The organism is Roseomonas sp. WA12 (assembly GCF_054165765.1).
Genome location: NZ_CM135108.1, coordinates 4316932 through 4342033, shown reverse-complemented (window position 1 = coordinate 4342033; position 25102 = coordinate 4316932). Strand labels below are relative to the sequence as shown.

General features: G+C 70.8%; 22 protein-coding genes. 9 read left to right on the top strand and 13 right to left on the bottom strand.

The features are described 5' to 3' along the window. Window positions 1-55: 55 nt before the first annotated feature. From ACVBD7_RS20570 to ACVBD7_RS20560, 3 genes are all read right to left on the bottom strand, one after another. Complete coding sequence (locus ACVBD7_RS20570; protein ID WP_458095107.1) at window positions 56-1558, bottom strand: tripartite tricarboxylate transporter permease; 1503 nt, start codon at window positions 1556-1558, stop codon at window positions 56-58. Beyond that, window positions 1555-2052, bottom strand: coding sequence for a tripartite tricarboxylate transporter TctB family protein (locus ACVBD7_RS20565; RefSeq protein WP_458095106.1), 498 nt, complete (start codon window positions 2050-2052; stop codon window positions 1555-1557). Before ACVBD7_RS20565 ends, ACVBD7_RS20570 begins: the two co-directional genes overlap by 4 nt. Window positions 2053-2230: 178 nt before the next feature. Continuing rightward, complete coding sequence (locus ACVBD7_RS20560; protein WP_458095105.1) at window positions 2231-3214, bottom strand: tripartite tricarboxylate transporter substrate binding protein; 984 nt, start codon at window positions 3212-3214, stop codon at window positions 2231-2233. 283 nt (window positions 3215-3497) lie between these two features. Here ACVBD7_RS20560 and ACVBD7_RS20555 point away from each other — a divergent pair, with 283 nt between their 5' ends. The 4 genes from ACVBD7_RS20555 (at window position 3498) to ACVBD7_RS20540 (ending at window position 7965) form a co-directional block, all read left to right on the top strand. Further along, entirely contained in the window at window positions 3498-4982 is a 1485-nt protein-coding gene (locus tag ACVBD7_RS20555) for a hypothetical protein (protein WP_458095104.1), read from the top strand. Continuing rightward, window positions 4979-5872, top strand: a complete 894-nt coding sequence (locus ACVBD7_RS20550) for a hypothetical protein (RefSeq protein WP_458095103.1) — start codon at window positions 4979-4981, stop codon at window positions 5870-5872. Before ACVBD7_RS20555 ends, ACVBD7_RS20550 begins: the two co-directional genes overlap by 4 nt. Window positions 5873-5916: 44 nt before the next feature. Continuing rightward, window positions 5917-6924, top strand: coding sequence for a zinc-dependent alcohol dehydrogenase family protein (locus ACVBD7_RS20545; RefSeq protein ID WP_458095102.1), 1008 nt, complete (start codon window positions 5917-5919; stop codon window positions 6922-6924). Between the two features lie 84 nt (window positions 6925-7008). Continuing rightward, window positions 7009-7965: a hypothetical protein gene (locus ACVBD7_RS20540; protein WP_458095101.1), complete on the top strand. Its 957-nt coding sequence runs from the start codon at window positions 7009-7011 to the stop codon at window positions 7963-7965. 31 nt (window positions 7966-7996) lie between these two features. Here ACVBD7_RS20540 and ACVBD7_RS20535 read toward each other — a convergent pair whose 3' ends face one another. Next, complete coding sequence (locus tag ACVBD7_RS20535; RefSeq protein ID WP_458095100.1) at window positions 7997-9334, bottom strand: UbiH/UbiF/VisC/COQ6 family ubiquinone biosynthesis hydroxylase; 1338 nt, start codon at window positions 9332-9334, stop codon at window positions 7997-7999. Between the two features lie 143 nt (window positions 9335-9477). Here ACVBD7_RS20535 and ACVBD7_RS20530 point away from each other — a divergent pair, with 143 nt between their 5' ends. Next, on the top strand, window positions 9478-9816 hold the full coding sequence (locus ACVBD7_RS20530; protein WP_458095099.1) for a P-II family nitrogen regulator: 339 nt from the start codon (window positions 9478-9480) through the stop codon (window positions 9814-9816). Between the two features lie 25 nt (window positions 9817-9841). Further along, window positions 9842-11194: an ammonium transporter gene (locus tag ACVBD7_RS20525; protein ID WP_458095098.1), complete on the top strand. Its 1353-nt coding sequence runs from the start codon at window positions 9842-9844 to the stop codon at window positions 11192-11194. A 299-nt stretch (window positions 11195-11493) separates the two neighbouring features. Here ACVBD7_RS20525 and ACVBD7_RS20520 read toward each other — a convergent pair whose 3' ends face one another. The 4 genes from ACVBD7_RS20520 to ACVBD7_RS20505 are packed head-to-tail and all read right to left on the bottom strand — an operon-like array spanning window position 11494 to window position 15075. Next, window positions 11494-12504: an amino acid ABC transporter substrate-binding protein gene (locus tag ACVBD7_RS20520; protein WP_458095097.1), complete on the bottom strand. Its 1011-nt coding sequence runs from the start codon at window positions 12502-12504 to the stop codon at window positions 11494-11496. Between the two features lie 23 nt (window positions 12505-12527). Further along, on the bottom strand, window positions 12528-12914 hold the full coding sequence (locus ACVBD7_RS20515; RefSeq protein ID WP_458097738.1) for an MAPEG family protein: 387 nt from the start codon (window positions 12912-12914) through the stop codon (window positions 12528-12530). Further along, a complete protein-coding gene (locus ACVBD7_RS20510; RefSeq protein WP_458095096.1) occupies window positions 12914-14242 on the bottom strand; it encodes an aspartate aminotransferase family protein in 1329 nt (442 codons plus the stop codon). The genes ACVBD7_RS20515 and ACVBD7_RS20510 overlap by 1 nt, the downstream gene beginning before the upstream one ends. Then, a complete protein-coding gene (locus ACVBD7_RS20505) occupies window positions 14239-15075 on the bottom strand; it encodes a MurR/RpiR family transcriptional regulator (RefSeq protein ID WP_458095095.1) in 837 nt (278 codons plus the stop codon). The genes ACVBD7_RS20510 and ACVBD7_RS20505 overlap by 4 nt, the downstream gene beginning before the upstream one ends. A gap of 74 nt (window positions 15076-15149) precedes the next feature. Between ACVBD7_RS20505 and ACVBD7_RS20500 the strand changes: the two genes are divergently transcribed. From ACVBD7_RS20500 to glgX, 3 genes are all read left to right on the top strand, one after another. Beyond that, complete coding sequence (locus tag ACVBD7_RS20500) at window positions 15150-15782, top strand: arylsulfatase (protein ID WP_458095094.1); 633 nt, start codon at window positions 15150-15152, stop codon at window positions 15780-15782. A 236-nt stretch (window positions 15783-16018) separates the two neighbouring features. After that, window positions 16019-17599, top strand: coding sequence for an aldehyde dehydrogenase (NADP(+)) (locus ACVBD7_RS20495; RefSeq protein ID WP_458095093.1), 1581 nt, complete (start codon window positions 16019-16021; stop codon window positions 17597-17599). Between the two features lie 206 nt (window positions 17600-17805). After that, window positions 17806-20073, top strand: coding sequence for a glycogen debranching protein GlgX (glgX, locus tag ACVBD7_RS20490; RefSeq protein WP_458095092.1), 2268 nt, complete (start codon window positions 17806-17808; stop codon window positions 20071-20073). A 235-nt stretch (window positions 20074-20308) separates the two neighbouring features. Here glgX and ACVBD7_RS20485 read toward each other — a convergent pair whose 3' ends face one another. The 5 genes from ACVBD7_RS20485 to pdxR all read right to left on the bottom strand — a co-directional run bounded on the left by ACVBD7_RS20485 (window position 20309) and on the right by pdxR (window position 25041). Next, entirely contained in the window at window positions 20309-21010 is a 702-nt protein-coding gene (locus tag ACVBD7_RS20485; protein ID WP_458095091.1) for an MOSC domain-containing protein, read from the bottom strand. Next, window positions 21010-21732 carry a glutamine amidotransferase gene (locus ACVBD7_RS20480; protein WP_458095090.1) on the bottom strand — a complete coding sequence of 241 codons (723 nt, stop codon included), beginning with the start codon at window positions 21730-21732 and terminating at the stop codon, window positions 21010-21012. The genes ACVBD7_RS20485 and ACVBD7_RS20480 overlap by 1 nt, the downstream gene beginning before the upstream one ends. Next, a complete protein-coding gene (locus ACVBD7_RS20475; protein ID WP_458095089.1) occupies window positions 21729-22289 on the bottom strand; it encodes a peroxiredoxin family protein in 561 nt (186 codons plus the stop codon). Before ACVBD7_RS20475 ends, ACVBD7_RS20480 begins: the two co-directional genes overlap by 4 nt. Window positions 22290-22483: 194 nt before the next feature. Next, complete coding sequence (locus tag ACVBD7_RS20470; RefSeq protein ID WP_458095088.1) at window positions 22484-23242, bottom strand: hypothetical protein; 759 nt, start codon at window positions 23240-23242, stop codon at window positions 22484-22486. 338 nt (window positions 23243-23580) lie between these two features. Beyond that, on the bottom strand, window positions 23581-25041 hold the full coding sequence (gene pdxR, locus ACVBD7_RS20465) for a MocR-like pyridoxine biosynthesis transcription factor PdxR (protein ID WP_458095087.1): 1461 nt from the start codon (window positions 25039-25041) through the stop codon (window positions 23581-23583). Window positions 25042-25102: the final 61 nt, after the last annotated feature.

Genomic DNA, 25102 nt, shown 5'->3' with positions numbered 1-25102 from the left:
CCCCGAAAACTCGACGCGGGGTCCGGGAGGCGTCGCCTCCCGGGGGCAACCCGCGCTAGGCCATCCGCTGCCGCCGCACCAACCCCCACAGCCGCGGCCCCACCAGAGCCAGCGCGGCAATCACGAGGATGCTCAGCGAGATCGGCCGCGTGAGGAAGGTGGTCCAATCCCCCTGGCTGATCGTCAGCGCCTGACGAAGCGCCTGCTCCGCCATCGGCCCCAGGATCATCCCGATCACGACAGGCGCCGTCGGGAAGTCGAAGCGCCGCATGAACATGGCGATGATGCCGATGCCATAGAGCAGCACCAGATCGGTGACCGAATTGCTGATCCCGTAGGTGCCGATCGTCGCGAAGACCAGGATGCCTGCGTACAATTGCGGCGTCGGGATCTTCAGGATGCGCGCCCACAGGCCCACCAGCGGCAGGTTCAGCACCACCAGCATGACATTGGCGATGTAGAGGCTGGCGATCAGCGTCCAGACCAGCGTCGCCTGCTGCGTGAACAGCAACGGCCCAGGCTGGATGCCATAGGATTGGAAGGCCGAAAGCATGATCGCGGCCGTCGCAGATGTGGGCAGCCCCAGCGTCAGCATCGGCACGAGAATGCCGGCCGCAGCCGCGTTGTTCGCCGCCTCCGGCCCCGCCACGCCCTCGATGGCGCCGGTGGTGCCGAACTCATGCTGATGCTCCGGGGACACCAGCTTCCGCTCGGCGTAATAGCTCAGCATGGTCGGCATCTCCGTGCCGCCCGCGGGCAGTACGCCGAAGGGAAAGCCGAGGAAGGAGCCGCGCAGCCACGGCCCGATGCTGCGCCGCCAGTCGGAGGCGCTCATCCACAGCCGCCCCACCGGCCGCACCACCTGCTTTTCCTCCGTATGCCGCCAGGCCATGTGCAGCGTCTCGCCCACCGCGAACAGCGCGACGGCGACGAGCACGACGTTCACGCCATCCAGCAGCTCCGGGATGCCGAAGGTCAGCCTGGGCTGCCCCGTCTGCAGATCGATCCCCACCAGCCCGAGCATCAGCCCGAAGCCCAGCGAGGCGAGCCCGCGCAGCGCAGAGCCACCCAGCACCGCTGAGACGGTGACGAAGCACAGCAGCATCAGCGAGAAATACTCGGCCGGCCCCAGCTTCAGCGCGAGATCCACGACGACAGGCCCGACGAAGGAGATCCCCAGCGTCCCCACCGTCCCCGCCACGAAGGACCCGATGGCGGCGGTGACAAGCGCTGGTCCCGCCCTCCCGTTCCGCGCCATCTTCGCGCCCTCCAGCGCGGTAATGATCGAACCGGATTCGCCCGGGGTGTTCAGCAGGATCGAGGTGGTCGAACCGCCATACATCGCGCCGTAGAACACGCCGCAGAACAGGATGAAGGCCCCCGTCGCCTCCACCTTGAAGGTCACGGGCAGCAGCAGCGCGATGGTCAGCGCCGGCCCGATGCCCGGCAGCACGCCAATTGCGGTGCCAAGGAAGCAGCCGAGCAGCGCCCAGCCCAGGTTGATCGGCGTGAGCGCATTGCCGAAGCCCATGCTCAGGCCGGAGATCACGTCCATCATAGGATTCCCTCCAGCACGCCCGCGCCGATATTCACGCCCAGCAGCCGCGAGAAGGCGAGAAACGCTCCCAGCGTCACCGCGATCCCGATGGCCAGATCCCGCAGCGGATGGCGAGACCCGAAGGCGGCGCAGACCAGCACGTACTGGATGGTTGCGGCGATGACGAAGCCGAGCCAGTCGATCAGCGCGATCTGCACCAGCAGTCCCGCGCCCAGCAGGCCCAGCGCCCGCCAGTTCGTCGGCGGCGCCGCCATCGCTTCCTCGTTCTCCCCGCTCCACCCGCCGCGCAGCGCGACGGAGGACAGCGCGGCCCCGAGCACGACGAGAATGGCACCCACCAGATACGGCACCGCCCGCGCGCCGACCTGGGCGTAGAGCGGCGAATCCGGAATCGCCCAGGCCGCATAGAGCGTGAGCAAGCCAAGCAGCACGACGAAGAGCCCGACGCCGAGATCGGCGCCCGGCGTTCCGGCCCGCGAGAGGGGTTGGTTCATGGAGTTCCCGTTCCCTGGTCCCGCCGCGGCGGGTTCCTCACCGGCTGAATGACATGCCGCCGCAGCGAGCGGAAGCGGGCAGGCGCAGGGCCCTTAAGCGCAGCGTCAGCCCGCGCCGGGAATCGCGCCCGGAACGGGCGCGCCGCATTCCCATGCAGCGCGCCCGCAAGACGTGGCCTCAGGCCAGGCCGATATCGCGCAGAACCGCGACCGTCGCGTCGTTGTCGCGCTTCAGGAACTCCTCGAAGGTGCCCCCCTCCAGGAAGGCGTCCTCCCAGCCGCGCGTCTCTAGCAGCGCCTTCCAGGCCGGCACCGCGTGCAGATCGGTGGCGAAGCGCGTGTGGTTGGCGCGCACCTCGGCGCTGATCCCCGGCGGCGCGAACAGCCCGCGCCAGTTGCCCAGCACGATGTCGATCCCGCTCTCCTTCAGCGTCGGCACCGCGGGGTCCGCGCGCGTCTCGCCGCTGGTGGCCAGCATCCGCATCCGCCCGGCCTTGATCTGCTCGGCGAACTCCGAATAGCCGGAGATGCCGGCCTTCACCTGCCCGCCCATGATCGCCGCCTGGGCCGGCCCGCCACCGGCGAAGGCGACATAGGAGGCCTCCCGCGCATTCCGCCCGACCGACTTGATCATCAGCCCGAGCAGGATGTGGTCCATCCCGCCCGCCGAGCCGCCACCCACCGCGACGCCGCCGGGGTTGGCCTTCAGCGCATCCATCAGCCCCTTGATGTCGCGCAGCTCGGAATTCGCCGGCACTACGACAGCCAGCGTCTCATCGGTCAGCCGCGCGATCGGCGTCACATCCTTGATGCCGACCGGGCTCTTGTTGGTGATCGTCGCGCCGACCATCACGGCACCCGCCACCATCAGCGCATCCGGCCGCCCGCGGCGCTGCGCAACGAAACGCGGCAGCCCCACCGCGCCGCCGGCGCCGCCCACATTCTCGAACTGCATGGCGCCGACCAGCCCGGCGCCGCGCGCCACTTGCTCGATCGCGCGGCCCAACCCGTCCCAGCCGCCGCCGGGCGCCGCGGGGATGAACATGTTCAGGCTCGGGTAGCGCGGCGCGCCCTGGGCGCGCGCGCCGCCGGGCAGCAGGAATGGCAGCGGCAGGGCCGCGGCGGCCGCCAGCAGCGAACGGCGGGCAATCGGGCGTGTCATCGGTCAGGTCCCTCCCATGGGAATCTTCGGCGCAGACTAGACTGTCCGGCCCAGGAAGCTGAAATCCCACCCGCGCCGGAATCATCGCGCCCGCATTAAAGCCCGGTCATCAACGCCCGCCCTCGCACCCCCGTGATGACCTGCGATTGCGCCAGCCTGCCCGCTCCACCACTCGGAATGGCACCTGTGTCTTTTCTGCAATTGCGCCGTGGCTTTCATGCGACGATCCTGCACGCCATCGGGCCGAACGGGCCTGGCGGCGGCTTGGAATCGGGGTTGCGGAATGCGCGGGATCGTCGCGGGGCTCTGGGCAGGAGCCGGGCTGCTGGCCCTTCCTCTCCTCTGCGCGCCGGCCCTCGCCCAAGGATCCGGCCAGAACCGCCCGGGTGCCGAGCGCGAGGCCGTGGTCGCCAATGAGACCGGCATGGCCGTGCGCGAGCTCTACCTCGCCCCCGCCACCGAATCCGCCCCGGGCCCCGACCGCCTCGGCGCGGACACCTTGCCCTCCGGCGGCAGCCTCCGTCTTCGCCTCGGCCGCAACCAGCCCTGCGCCTGGCAGCTCCGCGCCGTCCTCGCCGATGAGACGGTAGAGGAGCGGCGCGTGGATCTCTGCCGCGCCGCCCGCGTCACCCTCGGCGATGCCTCCGCCCCGGCGCGGGAGGCCCTGGTCAACAACGACACCGATCTCGAGATCCGCGAGATCTACGCCGCCCCGCCCGGCGCCGCCTCTCGTGGGCCGGACCGGCTGGGGGCCGAGACCGTGCCGGCCGGCCGCACCCACCGCCTCCGCCTCGGCCGGCGCCGCGACTGCCTCTTCGACATCACCGCCGTCATGGCCGATGGGTCGGAGGTCGCGCGCCCCCGGGTGGATGTCTGCCGCAACCCCCGCGTCACCCTCGCCGACCCCTCCCTGATCTGGCGGGACGTCACGGTCGCCAACCGCGCCGGCCGCGCGCTGCAGGGCTTGCACATCGTCCCCGCCGGTCGCGGCGGCGCGCTCGAGGCCGAGGAGGGCTGGGGCGTGGACCGCATGGGCAGCGAGATGGCGCCCGATGGCAGCACCTTCCGCCTGCGCATCCGCCTACCCGCCTGCGCGGCCGATCTCCGCGCCACCTATGAGGACGGCACGGCCGAAGCGAAGCGGGACCTGGATGTCTGCACCACCAACCCCGTCGCCTTCGACGGCAGCGGCATCCCCCGCCCGGCCGAGCGGACGCTGACGGTCATCAACCGCCACGGCGCCCGGATCGACGAGATCTACGTTTCTTCCTCCTCCGAGGGCGACTGGGGCCCCGAGCGCCTGCCGGACGGCCTCGGCCGCAACGACAGCCAAGCCCTCTCCGTCCCCGTGGAATGCGTCGCCGATATCCGCATCGTCTTCCCCACCGGCGGTGCGGAGGAGCGGCGGGAGGTGAATATCTGCCAAACCCCGCTCATCGCCTTCCGCCCGGGCTGGACCATCGCCGCCCGGCTGGACGAGGGAGAGGAGGAGGACGGCGCCCCCCGCCCCGGCAGCATCCGCCTGCGCAACGCCGCCCGCCTGCCCATCATCGAGCTTTACCTCGACCCACATGAGGGCCCGGCCGACGCCCCGCGCGGCGAGGACCGGCTGGGTGCCACCGTGCTCGGCGTGAACGAGACTCTGGACGTCGCCCCGCCCGATGGCGGTGCCTGCCTCGCCCGCCTCACCGCCGTCTTCCGCGACGGGCGCGAGGTGGTGCGGAACCCGATCGACCTCTGCGCCGGAACCGAGGTGCCCCTACCGTGACCGCTCGCCCCACCGGCCGCCTCATTGGCCGTCTCGCCGCCCTCGCCCTCCTCCTCGCGCCCCTCGTGGCCGGGGCGCAAACCGCGGCCACGGCGCCCGAGGCACCCCTCACTCCCGTGGTCGATTCCCTGCGCGGTGCCTGGTTCGCCGGCGAATGCGCCGCTCCCAACGCCATGCTCGCCCTCTCCGCCCGCGGCGCCGCCCGCGTCCCGGCGGACGGTCCCGGCCGGCTGCTGCGCTTCACCGAATCCCGCCCCCTCGAATCCGGCTGGATGGTCGCCACCGCCCGCGGCCCCGAAGCCCCCCGCCTGATGATCCGCGCCGCCGGTGCCGGCGCGCTCGAATCCGCCGAGCCCGCCAACAAGACCCGCGACGACCGCCTTCCCGGCGACACCCCCGTCACTGCCTGGCGCCGCTGCCCCGCCACCCCGCTCTCCTTTGCCAGCCAGGGCGAGGGCGTGGCCTTTCTCGGCTCGCTCGAACTGCTCGAAGCCGCCTGCGGGCCCGGCTCGGGAAGCGTGGCCGGTTGCGGCGCCGCCCTCATCCGGGTGGGCGATGTCTCCGGGGACAACCTCCTCGGCACCGCCGAGATCGCCCGCCTCCTCCGCGGCGCCGCCTGGCTCCTCTCGCTCCAGGCCGAGATGGGGCAGGAACTCGGCGGCCTGACGGGCGCGGCCGGGGCGCTCGGCGGCGTTGCCGCCGCCCGGCTGATGGTCGAGAGCCTGGATTACGACGGCGACGGCCGCCTCTCCGCCCGCGAGCTGGCGCAGGACCGCGGCACCCTCGCCCTGACAGGCGATGCCCGCGGCCGCCCCCTCGCGCTCGAACGCCTGTCGGAAGGCGTCGCCCTGATTCGCGGCATCGTGGAAGGCCTGCTGGGCGGCGAATAGCCCGCCCACGCGTTTCATCCGCCGAACAGGTGGCGGAGGCCTTAGTGAAGGCGGTTGTCGTGCGCAGCCCGGGCGGGCTGGACAGGCTGGAGATGGTGGAGCGCCCGGATCCCGGCCCGCCCGGCCCCGGCGAGATCCGCGTCGCCCTCCATGCCAGTTCGCTGAACTTCCACGACCTTGGCGTTGCCACCGGCCGGATGCGCTCGGCCGATGGCCGCGTCCCCCTGGCCGATGGCGCCGGCGCGGTGGAGGCGGTGGGCAAGGGCGTGACCGACTTCGCCCCGGGCGACCACGTCGTCTCCTGCTTCTTTCCGGACTGGCAGGACGGCCCGCCCACGGTCGCCGACTTCAGCCGCACTCCCGGCGACGGCATCGACGGCTTCGCGCAGGAATACGTCACCCTGCCCGCCACCGCCTTCACTCGCACCCCACGCGGCTACAGCCATCTGGAAGCCGCCACCATCACCACCGCCGGCCTCACCGCCTGGCGCGCCCTGGTCGTCGATGGCGGCCTTAAGCCCGGGGATACGGTGCTGGCGCTGGGCACCGGCGGCGTCTCCATCTTCGCGCTGCAGCTGGCCAAGCGCGCCGGCGCCCGCGTCATCATCACCTCTTCCTCGGACGAAAAGCTGGAACGCGCCCGCGCCCTGGGTGCCGACGAGACGATCAACTACCGCGCCGAACCGGAATGGGGCGCCCGCGTGCTGGCGCTGACCGAGGGCCGCGGCGTGGACCATGTGGTCGAGGTCGGGGGGCCGGGCACTCTGCCGCAATCCATTCGGGCCGTGCGCGTCGGGGGCCACATCTCCCTCATCGGCGTCCTCACCGGCCGTGGCGGCGAGGTGCCGACGGCCCTCCTCATGGCCAAGCAGGCCCGGCTCCAGGGCCTGATCGTCGGCAGCCGCCGCCACCAGCAGGATTTCGTCCGCGCCCTCGACGGCGGCGCGCTGCGCCCGGTGATCGACCGCGTCTTCCCGCTCGATGGGCTGGCGGATGCGTTCCGCTACGAGGAGTCGGCGGGGCATTTCGGCAAGATCGGGGTGGAATGGTAGCCCCGGCCTGACCGTCCCGGGCGAGGCCGGCGAGGATTCCTTCATCTTCCAGTGCGTGAATGCATTGATCGGAGATGGAGCGGGATGCCCGCCTCACTGGCCCTGCTGTCGATGCTCGCCAATGCCCAGCCCGGGAACCCTGCGCGGCGGCCGCGCTGGCTCGCGCAGCTCCTCGCATGGGCCCGGCAGGCCTTGAGGCACCCGGCCCTCGTGCCATCCGCCGCCACTGAGGCGGCCGGACCGCCTGTCGACATCGCACCCGCCACCCCGGCAGGGCCCACCCCACCCCCGGCGATCCCGGCGCATTACTGGACCGACCAGCTCTGGGGTAAGGGCTTCCTGATGCCCGGTGGCACCGCGGAGGCCAAGCGCCTCTGCGGCCTGCTGCCGCTCTCCAACGCGGTCACGCTGCTCATGATCGGGCGGGATAGCGGCGGCGTCGCGGCCATCGCCGCAGCCCGTGGCAGCCGCATCTCCGCCCATCTAGACGATCCGGAGGTGTCGCTGGAGATGGGAACCGCGCTCGCCCGGTTCGGCAAGCGCGTCACCCGCGCCCCCTGGAATCCCTGCAACCCCGCCTTCCGCGCTCGCTACCACGACCACGCCCTGGCGCTGGAAGCCTTGCGACGGTGCCCGCCGGACAGACTACTCCCTGCCCTTACCGCCGAGCTGAAGCCCGCCGCGCAGCTCGTGATGCTCGACATGGTCAGCACCGCGCCCGCCCGCCCCGGCCGGGACCTGGACCGCTGGCTGGAACTGGAAGGCCGCGCCGAACCACCCCCGACAGAGGCGGAGATCGGGGCGGCGCTGGAAGCCCATCGCTACAACCTCCACGTCGTCGAGGATGCCGGCATCCGCCAGGGCCCCGCCGTGCTGGAAGCCTGGGCCGGGCTGGTCGGCACCATGGCCGCGGGCCCGGACCGGCCGAGCCGCACCGCCGCTCGCGCCCTCGTCGCGGAGGCCGAGGTCTGGCTGCTGCGCCAGCGCCTGCTGCAATCCGGCACCATCAGGCTGCTCCGCTGGCATGTCAGCCTGCGCTAGCAGCCAGCCCCCGAGCCTCAACCCGAAGGCATTACCCCCCGGCCATCAAACCCCGTCCGGCCAGCAGGCCGGAAGCCGCCCCGCCGCCCAACCCCATGGCCCGCCGCGCGAAAAAGCCCTTCAACACGGGAATCCGGTCCACCGCCGCAATCCCCAGCCGCCGCGCGATCCGCACCGGCGCCAGGTCGTTCCCGAACAGCCGCTCCAGCGCATGGGTCGCGCCCAGCATCATGAGCGAGTCCGGCCGCCGCGCCGCCTGATAGGCCGCGAGTACCGACGGCGACCCCACATCCGCCCCCGCCGATCGCGCCTGGATCACCAGTTCCGCCAGCGCCGCCACGTCGCGGAACCCCACATTCAGCCCCTGCCCGGCGATCGGGTGGATGCCATGCGCGGCATCCCCCACCAGCGCCAGCCGGGTATCGGTAAAGCGCATCGCCTGCAGCGCCGAGAGCGGATAGGACCAGCGCCCGCCCACCAGCTGCAGCCGGCCCAGATGGCTGCCCATCCGGCGCGCCACCTCCCGGGTGAACTCCTCGGGCGCCATCGCCATGAAGCGCGGCGCCAGGTCGCTCCGCTCCGACCACACGATGGCCGAGGCATGCGGGAAGCCTTCTCTCGCCGCCCGCGCGCGCTCCCCCTCGCCCTCCGGCGACGCATCGGCCAGCGGCAGCTGCGCGAAGGGCCCGTTGGGCAGGAAGGCCTCCAGCGCCGTGCCGCCATGCGGCCGCTCATGCGCGATAGCGCAGACAATGCCGGACGTCCGGTAATCCAGCCGCGCGGCCCCGATCCCGGCCTCGCCGCGCAACCCGCTCCGCCGCCCCTCGGCCGAAACCGCCAGCCGCGCCCGCAGCACCCGCCCGTCCGACAGCCGCGCCACCACCCCGTCCGCCCCGCGATCGAGCACCGCCGTCATCGGCGCCAGCACCTGGAGCCCGGGCAGCCCTGCCAGCCGCGCATTCAGCGCCACCCGAAGGGACCGCGCCTCGACCATCCAGCCGAAGGCCTCCTCCCCCATCTCCGCCGCATCGAAATGCAGCCGCAGCGGCGAAGGCGCCTCGCCCGGCCGCCCGTCGCTCACCCGGATGCCTGTGATCGCGCAGGGCACCTCCGGCAGCAGGTCCCACAGCCCGGCCGCCGCCAGCAGGTTCCGGCTGCCCGCCGCGATGGCATAGGCCCGCCCATCAAAGGCGGGGAGCTCCATTGGCGGCAGCGCCTGCGCGTCCACCACGGCCACCGTCAGCCCCGCCGTCGCCAGCGTCGCCGCCAGCGTGCCACCCACGGGCCCCGCGCCGATCACCAGCACGTCCACATCCGTCGTCGGCTCGGACCTCGGCTCATCGCTCCGGACGGGGCTGGGCGGCATCATCGGGTGTTCCTGCATCACGGGGCGGTGTTCTGCCCATCATTTGGGCAGCACACCAGCCTTCGTCACCCTGCCCACGTGTAACGACGTGGCACGCAACTCGCATAAATGCCCCCACTCAAGCGGAGGAAGGGGGCCGCGTAACGATGAAGTTGGTGATGGCGATCATCAAGCCGTTCAAGCTGGACGAGGTGCGCGAAGCGCTCACCCCGCTCGGCGTGCAGGGGCTGACCGTGACCGAGGTGAAGGGCTTCGGCCGGCAGAAGGGGCAGACGGAAATCTACCGTGGCGCCGAGTACCAGGTCTCCTTCCTTCCGAAGCTGAAGATCGAAGTGGCCGTCCCGTCCGAACTGGTGGACGCGGTGGTGGAGGCGATCGCCTCCACCGCGCGCACCGGCAAGATCGGCGACGGCAAGGTCTTCGTGCTGGATCTGGAGCGCGCGCTCCGCATCCGCACCGGCGAGACCGATGCGGGGGCCCTGTGAGACAATGACGAGCAAGGAAACGACGATGCGACCCCATCTGCGCGCCAAGGGGGGCCTTCTCGCGGCCGCCACCGCGGCAGTGCTGCTGGCCGGCCCGGCCCTGGCCCAGGACACGCCGGAAACCACCGTGAATGCCGGCGACACCGCCTGGATGCTCACCTCCACAGCGCTGGTCCTGATGATGACCATCCCCGGCCTCGCGCTCTTCTACGCGGGCATGGTCCGCAAGAAGAACGTGCTGTCGACGCTGATGCAGTCCTTCGCCATCACCGCCATCGCGACGGTGGTGTGGATGGTGGCCGGCTACTCCCTCGCCTTCGGCGAGGGCGGCGCCTATGTCGGCGACCTCTCCAAGCTGCTGCTGCGCGGCGTGGCCGAGAACTGGGACAAGCCCTTCACCCTGGGCACCAGCGATGACGCGGTGGTCTTCACGATTCCCGAGACGGTCTTCCTGATGTTCCAGATGACCTTCGCCATCATCACCCCCGCCCTCATCTCTGGCGCCTATGCCGACCGGATGAAGTTCTCCGCCATGGTGCTCTTCACCATCCTCTGGCTGCTGGTGGTCTATGCCCCCGTCGCCCACTGGGTGTGGCACCCGAACGGCTGGATTTTCGACCTCGGCGCTGCGGACTTCGCGGGCGGTACGGTCGTGCACATCAACGCGGGCGTCGCGGGCCTCGTCGCCGCCATCGTCCTCGGCAAGCGCGTCGGCTACGGGCACGACAACATGTCGCCCTTCAACCTCGGCCTCGCCGTCATCGGCGCCTCGCTGCTCTGGGTGGGCTGGTTCGGCTTCAACGCGGGCTCCGCCGGCGCCGCCGGTGGCCGCGCGGGCATGGCCATGCTGGTGACGCAGATCGCCGCCGCCGTTGCAGCGCTGGCCTGGGTGTTCGCGGAGTGGCTGGTCAAGGGCAAGCCCTCCGTCCTCGGCGCCATCTCCGGCGCCGTCGCCGGCCTCGTCGCCATCACCCCGGCCGCGGGCTTCGTCCTGCCCGTGCCGGCGCTGATCATCGGCGCGGTCGCCGGCCTCACCGGCTTCTGGGGCGCCACCGCGCTCAAGCACTGGTGCGGCTATGACGACAGCCTGGACGCCTTCGGCGTGCACGGCCTCTGCGGCATCGTCGGCGCGCTGCTGACGGGCCTCTTCGCCTACGGCCCGCTCACCGCCACCACGGCAGTGCCGGACGGCGCCTATGTCGGCGGCATGGAACTCCTCACCAAGCAGGCCATCGCCGTCGCCGCGGTCTTCGTCTTCACCGCGATCGCCACCTGGATCCTCCTCAAGATTGTGGACGTCATCGTCGGCCTCCGCGTCACCGAGGAAGAGGAGCGCGAAGGCCTCGACGTCACGCTGCACGGCGAGCGCCTGGGCTGATCCCTGGCTGAACAGAGAAGGCCCCGGCGGAGCGATCCGCCGGGGCCTTTTTCTTTGCGGGAAGGCCGGGGGAGTGAACTCCCCCAGACCCCCTCCTTTTTCTATCGGACTGCCGTGGATGCGATGATCAAAGGACGGCGCCGCAGGCCATGAATTTTTGGCAGCAAGAACCGCCATGTCCCACGCCGAGGCTCATCGAGCCTCGGCGCACCGCAAGCCGAGCATTCCGCGGCAGCCAGAAAGAAGAAGATGAGGGAGGGTCCGGGAGGGAGAATTCCTTCTCCCTCCCGGGACGCGCCTTAGCGGAAGGGAATCGCGTACATCAGCCCACCGGCGTTCCACAGCCCGTTCGCCCCGCGCTGCAGCTTCAGCGCGCTGCCCTGCCCGACATTGCGCTCGAACACCTCGCCGTAATTGCCCACCGCCTTGATGGCGTTCAGCATCCAGCGGTTGTCGAGCCCGAGGCGGGACCCGAACTCGCCGCTCGTGCCCAGCAGCCGCTGCGCCACCGGGTTCTGCCCCGCCGCCATCTGATCGGCATTGGCGGCGGTGATCCCGGCCTCCTCGGCCTCCACCAGCCCGTAATGCACCCAGGCCACGATGTTGCTCCAGGCGTCATCGCCGTTGCGCGTGAACGGGCCGAGCGGCTCCTTCGAGATCGTCTCGGCCAGCACCATGTAATCCGCCGCATTCGCGACGCCTGCGGACAGTGCGCCGGCCAGCGCCGAGGCGTCCTGCGTCATCGCGTCGCAGCGGCCGGCGAAGAAGGCCTGGTACATCGTATCCACCCGCTCGAACACCACGGGCTGGAAGCGGATGTTGCGCGCGCGGGCCACGTCGCCCAGCGTTACCTCATGCGTCGTGCCCTGGGCCACGCAAACGGTCGCGCCATCCAGCCCCTTCACGTCGCGCACCCCGGCATCGCGGCGCACGGCGAAGCCCTGGCCGTCATAGAAATTCACCGGCCCCTGGTTCAGCCCGATCGAGGCATCGCGCAGGAAGGTCTGGGTGGAGTTGCGCAACAGCACGTCAATCTCGCCGGACTGCAGCGCGGTGAAGCGGTTCTGCGCCGTCAGGCTCACGAAACGCACCTTCGTCGCATCGCCCAGCACGGCGGCGGCGATGGCGCGGCAGTAATCCGCATCCAGCCCCCGCACATCGCCGCGCGAATCCGGCGTGGAGAAGCCGGCAAAGCCCGTGGAAACGCCGCAGGCGAGCGTACCGCGCTGCTTCACCGTATCCAGCGTCGCAGCACCGGCCGCGCTGGCCAGGCCGAGGACGGCACAGGCCGCCAGCAGAAGTCGCTTCATACAATTAGTCCTTGTTTTGAAGTTCAGAGGAGGGAGAAGGCGATGGCGGCGAGCGACAGCACCGTGATGGAGGCGAAGGTCAGCACCATGCCCGCGACCCGCAGGCGATGGTCATGCGTCGCACGCCCGATGCTCAGTGCGTGCGCCAGTCGGCCGAGCAGCATGCCCAGCCCGGCCAGATGCAGGATCCAATGGGCGACCCCCATCACCTCCACCGCCAGCATGAGCAGCAGCGTCAGCGGCACGTATTCCGCGAAGTTCCCGTGCACGCGCACCGCGCGATGCAGCGCCGGGTCCTCACCGAGGCCGAGCGACACCTTCGCCCGCCCGCGCGCCTGGATCACGCGCGCGGACAGCACCAGGAAGAACAGGCCGGACACCCCGGCATAGAGAGGCGTAACGGCGTGCATCACGCCGCCAGCGCCGCATCCACGGCTTCGCCCAGGCGTGCCACCACGAGATCGATCTCCTCCTCGCTGGCGGTATAGGGCGGCGCGAGCAGGATGTGATCCCCCGCCACCCCATCGGCCGTGCCCGCCCCCGGATACACCGCCAGCCCGCGCGCCAGCGCCTCGTCCCGGATCCGCAGGTTCAGCTTCCGAGAGGGCTCGAACGGCGCCCGGCTGCCGCGATCCGCCACCAGCTCGATCGCCTGGAACAGCCCGCGCCCACGGATATCCCCGACATGCCGGTGGTTCCCGAAGCGCTCCGTCAGCCCGGCCTCCAGCCGCGCCCCCAGCACGCGCACCCGCTCCAGCAGCCCGTCGGCCGCGATCGCCTCCTGCACCGCCAGCGCCGCCGCACAGGCCACGGGATGGGAGAGATAGGTGTGCCCATGCGCGAAGGCGCCCGAGCCCGCCATGATCGGCGCCAGCACCCGCTCGCTCATCAGGATGGCGCCGATCGGCTGGTACCCGCCGCCCAGCCCCTTCGCGATCGCCTGGATATCCGGCGACATCCCCTCCTGCTCCCAGGCATGCAGCGTGCCCGTCCGCCCCATCCCCGACATCACCTCGTCGAGGATCAGCAGCGCCCCGTGCCGGTCGCAGATCTCCCGCACCGCGCGGAAATAGCCGGAAGGCGCGGCAACGCAGCCTGCCGTCGCCCCCACCACCGTCTCCGCCACGAAGGCCGCGACGTTATGCGGCCCCAGCCGCTGGAACTCCCCCTCCAGCTCCTCCGCCAGCCGCGCTACGTAACCAGCCTCATCCTCCCCATCCCGCATCTCGCGATAGGCGAAGGCCGGCGACACATGGCTGAACGCATCCGCCAGGATCGGCGCATAGGGCTTCCGCCGCGCCGCATTCCCGCCCAGCGCCAGTGCCCCGAGCGTGTTGCCGTGATAGCTCTGCCGGCGCCCGATGAAGCGCGCGCGCTGCGGCTCGCCCTTCTCCACGAAGTGCTGCCGCGCCAGCTTCAGCGCCGCCTCCATCGCCTCGGACCCGCCGGAGACGAAATAGGCGCGGCTCAACCCGCCGGGCTCATGCCCCACCAGCACCTCGCCCAGCCGCTCCGCCGGCTCGTTCGTGAAGAAGCCGGTATGCGCGTATTCCAGCGCCCCCACCTGCCTCTGCACGGCCGCCACCACGGCCGGATGCCCATGCCCCAGGCAGGACACCGCCGCCCCGCCCGACGCGTCCAAAATCTCCCGCCCATCGGACAGATGCAGCCAGGAGCCGCGGCCCCCGGTGGCCACGGGCGGCGCCGTGCGGCCGCGATGCAGAAGGCGGGAGTTCATCGGAGATCCTCGTCGGAAACGTATCGGGACAATTCGGCCAGCCGCGCCTCCGCCTGGCGCAGCCGCTCCATCGAAGCGGCCCCGCCCTGCGCGAACACCGCCGCCGCCAGCGCCTGCGCCAGCGACACCGCGCCGGTCAGCGAATGGAAAAACCCAGGCCCACCGGCCTCGAACCGCAGCAGATGCCCGGCCCCGCGCGAGACCGGCGCCACCGCCGAATCTGCCAGTGCCACCAGCACCGCCCCTGCCGCCCGCGCGGCCGCCGCCGTCCGCACCGCCTCGGCCGAGTAGGGCGCGAAGCTCACCAGCACCACCGCCTCGCGGGGAGCGAAGGCGTCGAAATCCAGCTCCTCCGGCCCTTCGGCGCCGACAAGCCGCGTCTCCGGCCGGAACAGCCTCAACTGGTAGTGCAGCAGCCCCGCCACCGCCCGGCAGGAGCGAAACCCCGCGCACCAGATCCGCGGTGCCCGGTGCAGCGCCGCCGCCGCCCCCGCCACTGCCCCGGCCTCCAGCCCGCCCAGCACGGCCGCATCCGCTGCCACCATCGCGGCAGGAAGGTCGTCCCTGGCGCGCGCCCGGCCCGAAAACGGCGCCGCCGGCCGCCGCGCCTCCACCAGTGCCGCCCGCAGCGGCTCCCATCCGGAATAACCCAGCGCCTGCGCCAGCCTCGTAAAGCTCGCCGGCGTTACACCCGCATCCCCCGCCAACTCGCGCATCGAGCGCGTCGTCGCATCGAAGGCATGTTCCGCCAGGTACCGTGCCGCCGCCCCCAGCCGGGGCGGCAGCCCCGGCAGCGCCAGGCGCAACTGTTCGAGCGGTCCATCCTGCACCATGAAACACACAATGCACCGAGGCACAGAATCCGCAACACTTGTTTCATTAGCAGTCGCGGGTCACACTCCGGGCCATGCGGATCGCCCTCATCCACGCCCTGCGCCACTCCCCCCCGCCGGTCGAAGCCTCCTTCGCCCGTCTCTGGCCCGAAGCCGCGCTAATGAACCTGCTCGACGACAGCCTCTCCGCCGATCTCGCCCGTGACGGCGCCCTCACCCCTTCGATGACTGACCGCTTCCTCGACCTTGCCCGCTACGCCGTCGGCACCGGCGCCGACGCCATCCTCTTCACCTGCTCCGCCTTCGGCCCCTGCATCGAGGCGGTCGCCGCCGAACACCCCACCCTCCCCGTCCTCAAACCCAACGAGGCCATGGTGGCCGACGCCGTGGCCATCGGCGGCCGCATCGGCCTCCTCGCCACCTTCCCGCCCACCCTCGCCAGCATGCCCGCCGAGTTCCCGGCCAGCGTCACCCTCGTCCCCCAGCTCGCCGGCGGCGCGCTCGACGCCCTGAACCGCGGCGACCCCGACCGCCACGACGATCTCGCCGCCCTCGCCGCCGGGAACCTCATGGACTGCGACGTCATCGCCCTCGCCCAGTTCAGCCTCGCCCGCGCGGCGCCCCGGGTGGCAGCGGCCACCGGCAAGCGCGTGCTGACCACACCGGATAGCGCGGTGCTGGCTATGAAGGCGCGGTTGGGGCGGTAAAAGGCCGGGGGGAGGTATCCCCCCGGACCCCCTTCTATTTGTGAAGTGTTTGCTGGCGCGTGGGAGGCGATGGCGCTCCCCTCAACCGGGAAAAACAGATGACGGGGGTCGAACGCATGCGTTCGACGGGAGAATACCTCTACCCGGCCTTTTCCTGGCGAGCGCCCAAATGTGCTATGGCACCCGTCACGCGGCCCGGTTCCTAACCGAGGCACGAACCAGACGAGGAAGCCCCCATGTCCCTCACCGGCGAAATGCTGATCGGCGCCACGGCGCTCCGCGGCACGGACAAGCCGATCCGCGCGATCGAAGCCGCCACCGGCCAGCCCCTGGAACCCGCCTTCGGCGGCGGCACCGCAGCCGATGTGGACCGCGCCTGCGCCCTCGCCTGGGCCGCCTTCGACACCTATCGCGAGACCACCCCCGAGGCCCGCGCCGCCTTCCTCGAAGCCTGCGCCCAGGCCATCCTCGACATCGGCGACGAGCTGATCCTGCGCGCCATGGCCGAGAGCGGCCTGCCCCGCGGGCGCCTCGAGGGCGAGCGCGGCCGCACCGTCGGCCAGCTCCGCCTCTTCGCGGCCGAGGTGCGGGACGGCACCTTCGTCTCCGCCCGCATCGACCCCGCCCTGCCCAACCGCACCCCCCTGCCCCGCCCGGACCTCCGCGTCCGCATGATCCCGCTCGGCCCCGTGGCGGTCTTCGGCGCCTCCAACTTCCCGCTGGCCTTCTCGGTCGGCGGCGGCGACACCGCCTCGGCGCTCGCCGCCGGCTGCCCCGTGGTGGTGAAGGCCCATTCCGCCCATCCCGGCACCTCGGAACTGGTCGGCCGCGCCATCCAGTCCGCGGTGAAGTCCTCCGGCCTGCCGGAAGGCGTCTTCTCCATGCTCTTCGGCTCCGGCCAGGTGGTCGGCCAGGGGCTGGTGGCGGATCCGCGCATCAAGGCCGTCGGCTTCACCGGCTCCCGCTCGGGCGGCACGGCGCTCATGAAGACCGCAGCCGCCCGCCCCGAGCCCATCCCCGTCTATGCCGAGATGAGCAGCATCAACCCCGTCTTCCTGCTGCCCAAGGCAATGGCCGCCCGCGCCGCCGCGATCGGCAAGGGCTTCGTCGGCTCCCTCACCCTCGGCGCCGGCCAGTTCTGCACCAATCCCGGCCTGGTGCTCGCGCTGGAAGGCCCCGAGCTCGATACGTTCCTCGCCTCCGCCACCGAGGCCCTCGGCGGCGCCCCTGCCCAGACCATGCTGACCCCGGGCATCCTCTCCGCCTACCAGACCGGCGTCTCCCACCTCGCCGGCAACAACCGGGTGCGCAAGGTCGCCTCCGGTCAGCTGGCCACCGCCGGCACCCAGGGCGAGGCCGCCCTGTTCGAGACCACCGCCGCCCACTTCATGGAGGACCCGGCCCTCGCCGAAGAGGTCTTCGGCGCCGCCTCCCTCGTCATCCGCTGCCCGGATGTCGAGACGATGCTGCGCCTCGCCGAAGGCCTGGAAGGCCAGCTCACCGCCACCATCCAGATGGATGAGGGCGACGTGGAGATGGCCCGCCTGCTCTTGCCCGTGCTGGAGCGCCGCGTCGGCCGCATCCTGGTCAACGGCTACCCCACGGGTGTCGAGGTCAGCCACGCCATGGTCCATGGCGGCCCCTACCCCTCCACCTCGGACGGCCGCTCCACCTCCGTCGGCACCCTCGCCGTCACCCGCTTCCTCCGCCCCGTCTGCTACCAGGACATGCCGGACGCCCTCCTCCCCGCCGCGCTCCGCGACGGCAACCCGATGGGCCTGTGGCGCCGGATGGACGGGGTTCTCGGGCAGAACTGAGCCCCTGTTCTCCGGGGTGGCACACGCCACCCCGGATTCCATGCCGTGGCTTCACGGCACCAGCTCCGGCGAGCGCTGCCCGCGGCCACAAGACAAAGCAGAGAAGTAGAAACCCCGAACCGCCGCTGGCGCTTCAACCGCGCGGGGACAGCGCTTGATCGAGCGATGACGGGCCCCGCCATCTCCGAACAGGTCCGCCCGCCCCCATGCCCGACAGCAGCACGCCGACCATCGGCCGCGCCAGCCTCGCAACCACCACTTCGAACAGCCAGAACGGCCGCCAGGCGAGGATCAGCGAGGGCCGGCCCTTCCCGCTCGGCGCCACCTGGGACGGCTTGGGCGTCAACTTCGCCCTGTTCTCCGCCAACGCCACCAAGGTCGAGCTCTGCCTGTTCGACGCCACCGGCGAGAACGAGATCGAGCGCATCACCCTGCCGGAATACACGGACGAGGTGTTCCACGTGTACCTGCCCGACGCCCGCCCGGGCACGGTGTACGGCTACCGCGTCCACGGCCCCTACGACCCCGCCAACGGCCACCGCTTCAACGCCAACAAGCTGCTGCTCGACCCCTATGCCAAGGGCACCGTCGGCCAGCTCAACTGGCACCCCTCCCATTTCGGCTACGTGATGGAGAGCGGCGACGACACCACCTTCGACGAGCGCGACAGCGCCCCCTACACGCCGAAATGCCGCGTCGTGGACCCCGCCTTCACCTGGGGCAACGACCGCTCGCCCAACGTGCCCTGGGGCGAAACCATCTTCTACGAGACCCATGTGAAGGGCTTCACCCAGCTGCACCCCGCGGTGCCCGAGCCCCTGCGCGGCACCTATGCCGGCCTCGGCCAGAAGGAGGTGGTGGACTACATCAAGGCGCTCGGCGTCACCTCGGTAGAGCTGCTGCCCGTCCACGGCTTCCTGCAGGACCAGCACCTCACCGATAAGGGCCTCGCCAACTACTGGGGCTACAACACCCTCTCCTTCTTCGCGCCCGAACTGCGCTACTCCGCGACCGGCTCGCTCAGCGAGTTCAAGGAGATGGTGGCGCGCCTGCACGCCGGCGGCCTCGAGGTCATTCTCGACGTGGTGTACAACCACACCGCCGAGGGCAATGAGCGCGGCCCGACGCTCTCCTTCAAGGGCATCGACAACGCGTCCTACTACCGCCTGATCCCCGACCAGAAGCGTTACTACATCAACGAGACCGGCACCGGGAACACGGTGAACCTCTCGCACCCCCGCGTGCTGCAGATGGTCACCGACAGCCTGCGCTACTGGGTGCAGGAAATGCACGTGGACGGCTTCCGCTTCGACCTCGCTACCATTCTCGGCCGCGAGCCCTATGGCTTCGACGAGGGCGGCGGCTTCCTCGACAGCTGCCGGCAGGACCCCATCCTCTCCTCCGTCAAGCTCATCGCCGAGCCCTGGGACATCGGCCCCGGCGGCTATCAGGTCGGCGGCTTCCCGCCGGGCTGGGCCGAGTGGAACGACAAGTTCCGCGACACCGTGCGCGAGTACTGGAAGGGCGCCGAGGGCAAGCTTTCCGCCATGGCGACCCGCCTCACCGCCTCGGGCGACGCCTTCAACAAGCGCGGCCGCCGCCCCTGGTCCTCGGTGAACTTCGTCACCGCGCATGACGGCTTCTGCCTGCACGATCTCGTCAGCTACAACGAGAAGCACAACGAGGCGAATGGCGAGGACAACCGCGACGGCCATTCCGACAACCAGTCCTGGAACTGCGGCGCCGAGGGCCCGACCGAGGACCCCGAGATCAACGCGCTGCGCGAGCGCCAGAAGCGCAACCTTCTCGCCACGCTGATGCTCTCCCAGGGCACGCCGCTGCTGCTGGCGGGTGACGAGCTCTCCCGCTCGCAATCCGGCAACAACAACACCTACTGCCAGGACAACGAGCTCAACTGGATCGACTGGGCCAACATCCCCGAGGACGGCCAGTCGCTCATCGAGTTCACGCGCAAGATCATCGCCCTCCGCAAGGCGCTCCCCATCCTCCGCCGTGGCCGCTTCCTCACCGGCCGCCACAACGCCGAGCTCGACGTGCTCGACGTGGACTGGGTATCTCCGAGCGGCCAGCCCATGCGCCCGGAGCAGTGGGACGACGCCAGCGCCAAGTGCATGGGCATGCTGCTCGACGGCCGCGCCCGCGCCACCGGCATCCACCGCCCCGCAATGGATGCCACTGCCCTGCTGGTGCTGAACTCGCACCACGACGTCGTGTCCTTCACCCTTCCGGAAGTCGCCGGCGGCTCCGCCTGGCACTGCTTGATGGACACGAACCTGCCGAACGGGCTCGAGGTGGAAATGTTCAGCGCTGGCGACACCTACCTCGTCACTGGCCGCTCCACCCTGCTCTTCACCCTGGAGCTGGAACAGGGCGCCTCGATTGCGCTCAAGAACGCGACCCAGGCTCTGCAGGACCTTTCGGAGACGCCCTTCGAACTGCCGTCGCAGGAGTAGGCCGCGCGGCTGGCCTCATGAGGCTCTGCCTTCTGATCACTCCCCGACCTTCCAGGGAGGACGGTTGAGGAGTGATCCGGCGAGGGAGGCTGGTGATCGGGCACTCCGTCACGATCAGAAGTTGCAGCGGCATGCTTTCCGTCCGACAGGACCGAAGCACGCCGACCATCGCCCGACCTTTCTTGTCCCGGATGCCTGCGACATTCGTTGATGCCGCCCCGCGGCGCTGAAGCCCTTACGCTCCCTCCAGCCTCGCCCGCCAATCCTCCACTTCGCCGCGCGCCAGGCGCCGTTCGGCCAGGCTGCGCCACCCCTGGGCAAGTTCCGGCAGAGCGGCAACGGCCTCCAGCCCTTCCTGGTCGAGTGTCTTTACATAGAGCAGCCGCAGGAGTCGGGAGAGCGTCCAGGCCGGGTTGGGACGCTCTTCCAAGATCATCGCGTCTCCCGCCCGCAAACTGCCCGGGCGCAGCACGCGGCAATACCAACCCGTGCGCAGCGATGTCTGGATCTGCTGCGCCATCCCGCGCACCCCGAAGCGGTCGTCCAGCTTCCAGCAGGGCTGCCGCCCCTGGCTGACCTGCAGCAATGCCGTTCCCGCCCTCCAGACATCGCCCACGCAGATATTACGCTCATCGGCGCCCACCACGGCGAGGTTCTCTCCGAAGGCACCTGGACCAGCAAGCGCCCCCAGGGCCGCGTCGCTGGCCGAGAGCTCGTCCCGCCAAACGCCGTAGTGGTCGAGCGAGTAGAGATGAACCGCCTTCTCCGGCCCGCCATGGTGGCGCAAGTCACTCTGCTCGTCCCCATCAAGCCCGAGAGGACCGATCGCCACCGGCCCTTCGATCTCCCGCTTCACGATGGCACTGCGTGCCCCGGGGCGTCCGAAGGGAACCGCACGGCCGACGAGCACGGCGCTGATCGAGGCCACCCCGTCCATCACGCCCCGTCCTCATGCAGGGCAGCAAGCCAGTCCGAGATAATCCGCCTCCCGCGCTCCGCCGCAGCCGGTCCGTGCCGGGCCGCATCGGCGCGGAGCGCCCGGGGATCGTGCCCGGATGCTGCGATCTCCGCAGCATGCCCGACCAGCCAGCGCTCGAAGCCGAGGTCGGACGCCTCCGGATGGAACTGCAGCCCGAGCCCGTGGCGGCCAAGCGCAAAGGCCTGATTGCGGCAGGCCGGCGTGGAAGCCAGCAGCTCGGCACCCTGCGGCAGGTCGAAGGTGTCCCCATGCCAGTGCAGCACCGGGGCACCATCGCCGAGATGGCGCAGCGGGCCACTCGCGCCCGCCGCGGTCAGCGTCACCGGGGCCCATCCCATCTCCTTCGCACCATCCGCCATGGGATGGACCTGCGCCCCCGATGCGCGCGCCAGGAGCTGCGCGCCCAGGCAGATCCCAAGGTTTGGCCGACCGGCAGAGAGCCGCGCACGAAGCAGGCCCAGTTCATCGGCAAGGAAGGGATAACGGTCCTCGTCACAGGCACCGATCGGTCCGCCGAGCACGATCAGCAGGTCGGGGGAGGCGGGTTCGGCCATGGCGGAGAGCAGGTCATCCACTCCCGCATCCAGCATGTGAACCCCGTAACCAGCCGCCGCGAGCGCGGGCGCGAAAGCGCCGAGATCCTCGAACTGAACATGGCGGATGACGAGCGCCTGCCTCACGGGACGGCGCACCTTCCCTGCCCTGCCGAAGGCGACGCGGCCGCCATCGGCACAGGGGAAAGGCCTCCTGCCTCAGCGACGAGCAGCGCGATCTCGGCACCGAGCGCGATATCCTCGACGTGGCCGAAGCTCCGCCGCCGGAGCCGCCCCTCCGCGTCGATCAGCAGGAGGGTCGGCGTTCCATGCATCGCATAGGCCGCCATCGTCACGGGCGTGCGTCCCCCGCGCGGGTCGGGCGCATCGATCCCGATCGGGAAATCGAGCCGGTACTCGTGCGCGAAGGCGGCCAGCACCTCCGGCGTGTTCGCGGCATGGTGCTCGAACACCGTGTGAAGGCCGAGCACGGCGACGCGCGCGGGATGGAAGGCGCGGCGCACGCGTCCGAGCTGCGGCAGAGCGTGCTCCACGCAGCCCGGGCAGAGCATCTGAAAGGCGAGCACCACCACCACGCGACCGCGCAGTCCGGCGAGCGAGAGCGGCTCTCCCTCAGGCGTGTTGAGCCAGCTGCCGGATGTGCTCCAGGGCAGTGCCAGGCGCGGCGGTCTTGCTTCAGCCATGACGGTCTTTCCTCGGGCTCGGGTGCATCAGGGGCACCGCCCTTCAGCTCGGCGGTCAGTGCGCCGAAGTTCACGCGGAATGGCCGCCCCTCAATCACGAGGCCAGGGAGCCAGATCGCCCGGCGCGCTCGGCCCCGGCAACACGCTCCGGGCCCTGCGCGCGGGGACCGCAGCCCCCGCACCTCCGGCGCGCTTCAGCGCGTCCGGGCGGGTGCTGCCCGTCCGGGCAGGCTGAGATCGCCGGAGGCCACGTCGAACACCTCCGCCACGCAGAGCAGCGGGGCGTGCAGGTTCGCATTCACGCGCAGCCCGGCCGTCACACCATCGAAGCGCGTCTCGCGCAGGCCCGGTGCTCGTGTCAGAGGCACACGCACCTCGACCTGGTCACCCGAGAAGGCAGGCGGCAGGTCGGGGCTGGAGATCAGCAGCGGCACGCCAGGCCAGTCGCCGGGCAGGCGCGGCTGCGTGCCGGCGGGGATGTCACGCACCTTCAGCGCGCCGGGGCCGCAAGCCGCGTCCGGAGCCAGCACAACCCAGTGGCTGTGCCAGACATGGCGGTTCTCCTTTCGCCCGGGTGCCCCGTCGTCGAAGTCGGGATGGAAGGTCACCGCCAGCGCCAGGATGCCCTGGTCTGCCTCAAAGCCGACCTCGGCCGAGTTCACGCTCGTCGGCCAGACATAGGCGTGCACCTGGCTGCCCTCGAACCGCCCGGTCGCGGCGGGCTGTGTTGCACCCGCGCGCCCGGCCACCTGGATGCGGAACACCGCCGTTTCGCCCTCGATGGCGATGGCAGCCCTCACGACATCATAATCGGCGACGCGGCTGTTGCCGCGCGGGGCGTCGATCTGATGCGCGGGATGGCGCGCCTCCTGCGCGGCGCCGACGCCTGGCAGGCCAAAGGCAAAGCTTCCCAGGACGGCGGCCACCGGCCACCAGCGATTGCTCATGCTCATCGTGCCGAGACTCCTCTTGAACGGTGGATGGCGCCCGGGAGATCTGCCCGCTCCTCGCAGACGCTGGATCGGCGCCGGGCGCGAACCGGGTACGACCGCGGCCAGCCCGCCGAACCCGGCGATGTCGAGATCACGTTCTGCCCTGGCGCATCGACGACCCGTGTTGCACCCGGTGACTTAACCGGCGCACCGGACTGCCCGAAAGATCCGGTTCTGAGATAACGGGTAGTCCGGTCCACGGACCCGGCGCGCAGTCGAGTGCGACAGGTGCGACACCTATTCCCTCACGCAGCAGCAGTTTGAGGGATCCGGCGGTGCCCCTGAGCCCTGCGCGAACACTAACGGCCTGGTCGGGATCGGGAGAGCGCACGCACCGCGCTCTCCATCTCCGCCGCATCCAGCGAGGCGAAGCCGAGGCGAAAGGCGTTCCGGATGCCGCCCTCATCGAGCGCGAAGTGCGCGCCGGGCGAGACGGCGAGACCCTGCTCCAGCGCCCGTGAAGCCCAGAGCTCCGCGTCGACATTCCCTTGCACCGCCGCCCACACGGCAAGGCCACCGGCGGGCGCCCGGAAGAGGAGCGCATCGCCAAGCTCGCGGCGCAGGGACGCCACCAGCAGGTCGCGCCGCTCCAGGTACACCTTGCGCGCCCGTCGCGCGTGCCGAGCAAGCTCGCCATCCTGCAGGAGCTCGGCGATCCCAAGCTCGAGCGGCACGTCGCCCTGGCGATCGATCGCCTGGCGCGTGGCGACCATCTGGCGGAGCAGACGAGGCGAGGCGACGACGTAGCCCAGCCTCAGACCGGGAGCGAGAAGCTTCGAGAAGGATCCCACATAGACCACCGGGCTTCCCGCCCTGAAGGAGGTGGATGCCGCCAGCGGCAGGATAGGTCGGCCCTCGAAGCGGTAATCCTGGTCGTAGTCGTCCTCGATCACCGTCAGCCCGTGCTCGGCGGCAACTGCCAGCAGAGCGAGGCGACGCCCGGCCCCCAAGGTGACGGTGGTCGGATACTGGTGATGCGGCGTCACCAGCACACCGCGAACGGCCGCTTCACGCCCGACGAGTTCACGAAGCGCGTCGACGCTGATCCCGTCACTGTCGACGGGCGTGCCGAGAACGCGCGCACCGGCTGTCCGGAAGGCCTGCCACGCCAGCGGGTAGCCCGGGTTCTCCACGGCGATGGCGGCCGCTGTGTCCCCGGCGATCGCGCGCGCGGCAAGGAACAGGCCCATCTGGCTTCCGCGCGTCAGCAGCACGTCCTCGGGACCGACCACGAGCCCGCGCGTGCTGGCAAGCAACTCCGAAACCGCAACCCGCAGACCCAGACTTCCCTGTGGATCTCCGTAACCCTGCGCGTAAAGGAAGGTCTTTGATGGCAGTGCCCGCCGGAAGGCGCGCGCCAGCTCGGAACCCGGCAACAGGCGAGGATCGGGCGTGCCGTCCGAGAACATGAGCCGGGGCGCCACCATCCCGGCTTCCACAGGGGCGCCGCCGTCATGCCCCTCCATATCGCTCCGCACCGGCGCCGATGGCGGCATCGCATCGGGTAGATCCTCGGCCACGACAGCGCCGCGGGACGGGTGCAGGCGTATCCAGCCCTGAAGGGCCAGCTCGTTATAGGCCGCCACAACCGTGTTGCGGTTCACCCTCAGCTCTTCCGCCAGCGTGCGCGTGCCTGGCAGCTTGGCACCGCGCCGAAGCCGCCCGCGCTGGATGTCCTGGATCACCGCGCGCGCGATCCGAAGAAACAGCGGCGTGCCCGGCTCCTGCACCAGCTCGAAGGCCTGCGAAGGTCGTGTCAACCGGACCATCCTCTTTCTCGAAACCGGCTCTATCAGATGGTCCGGTGCAGCAGCTAGTCCG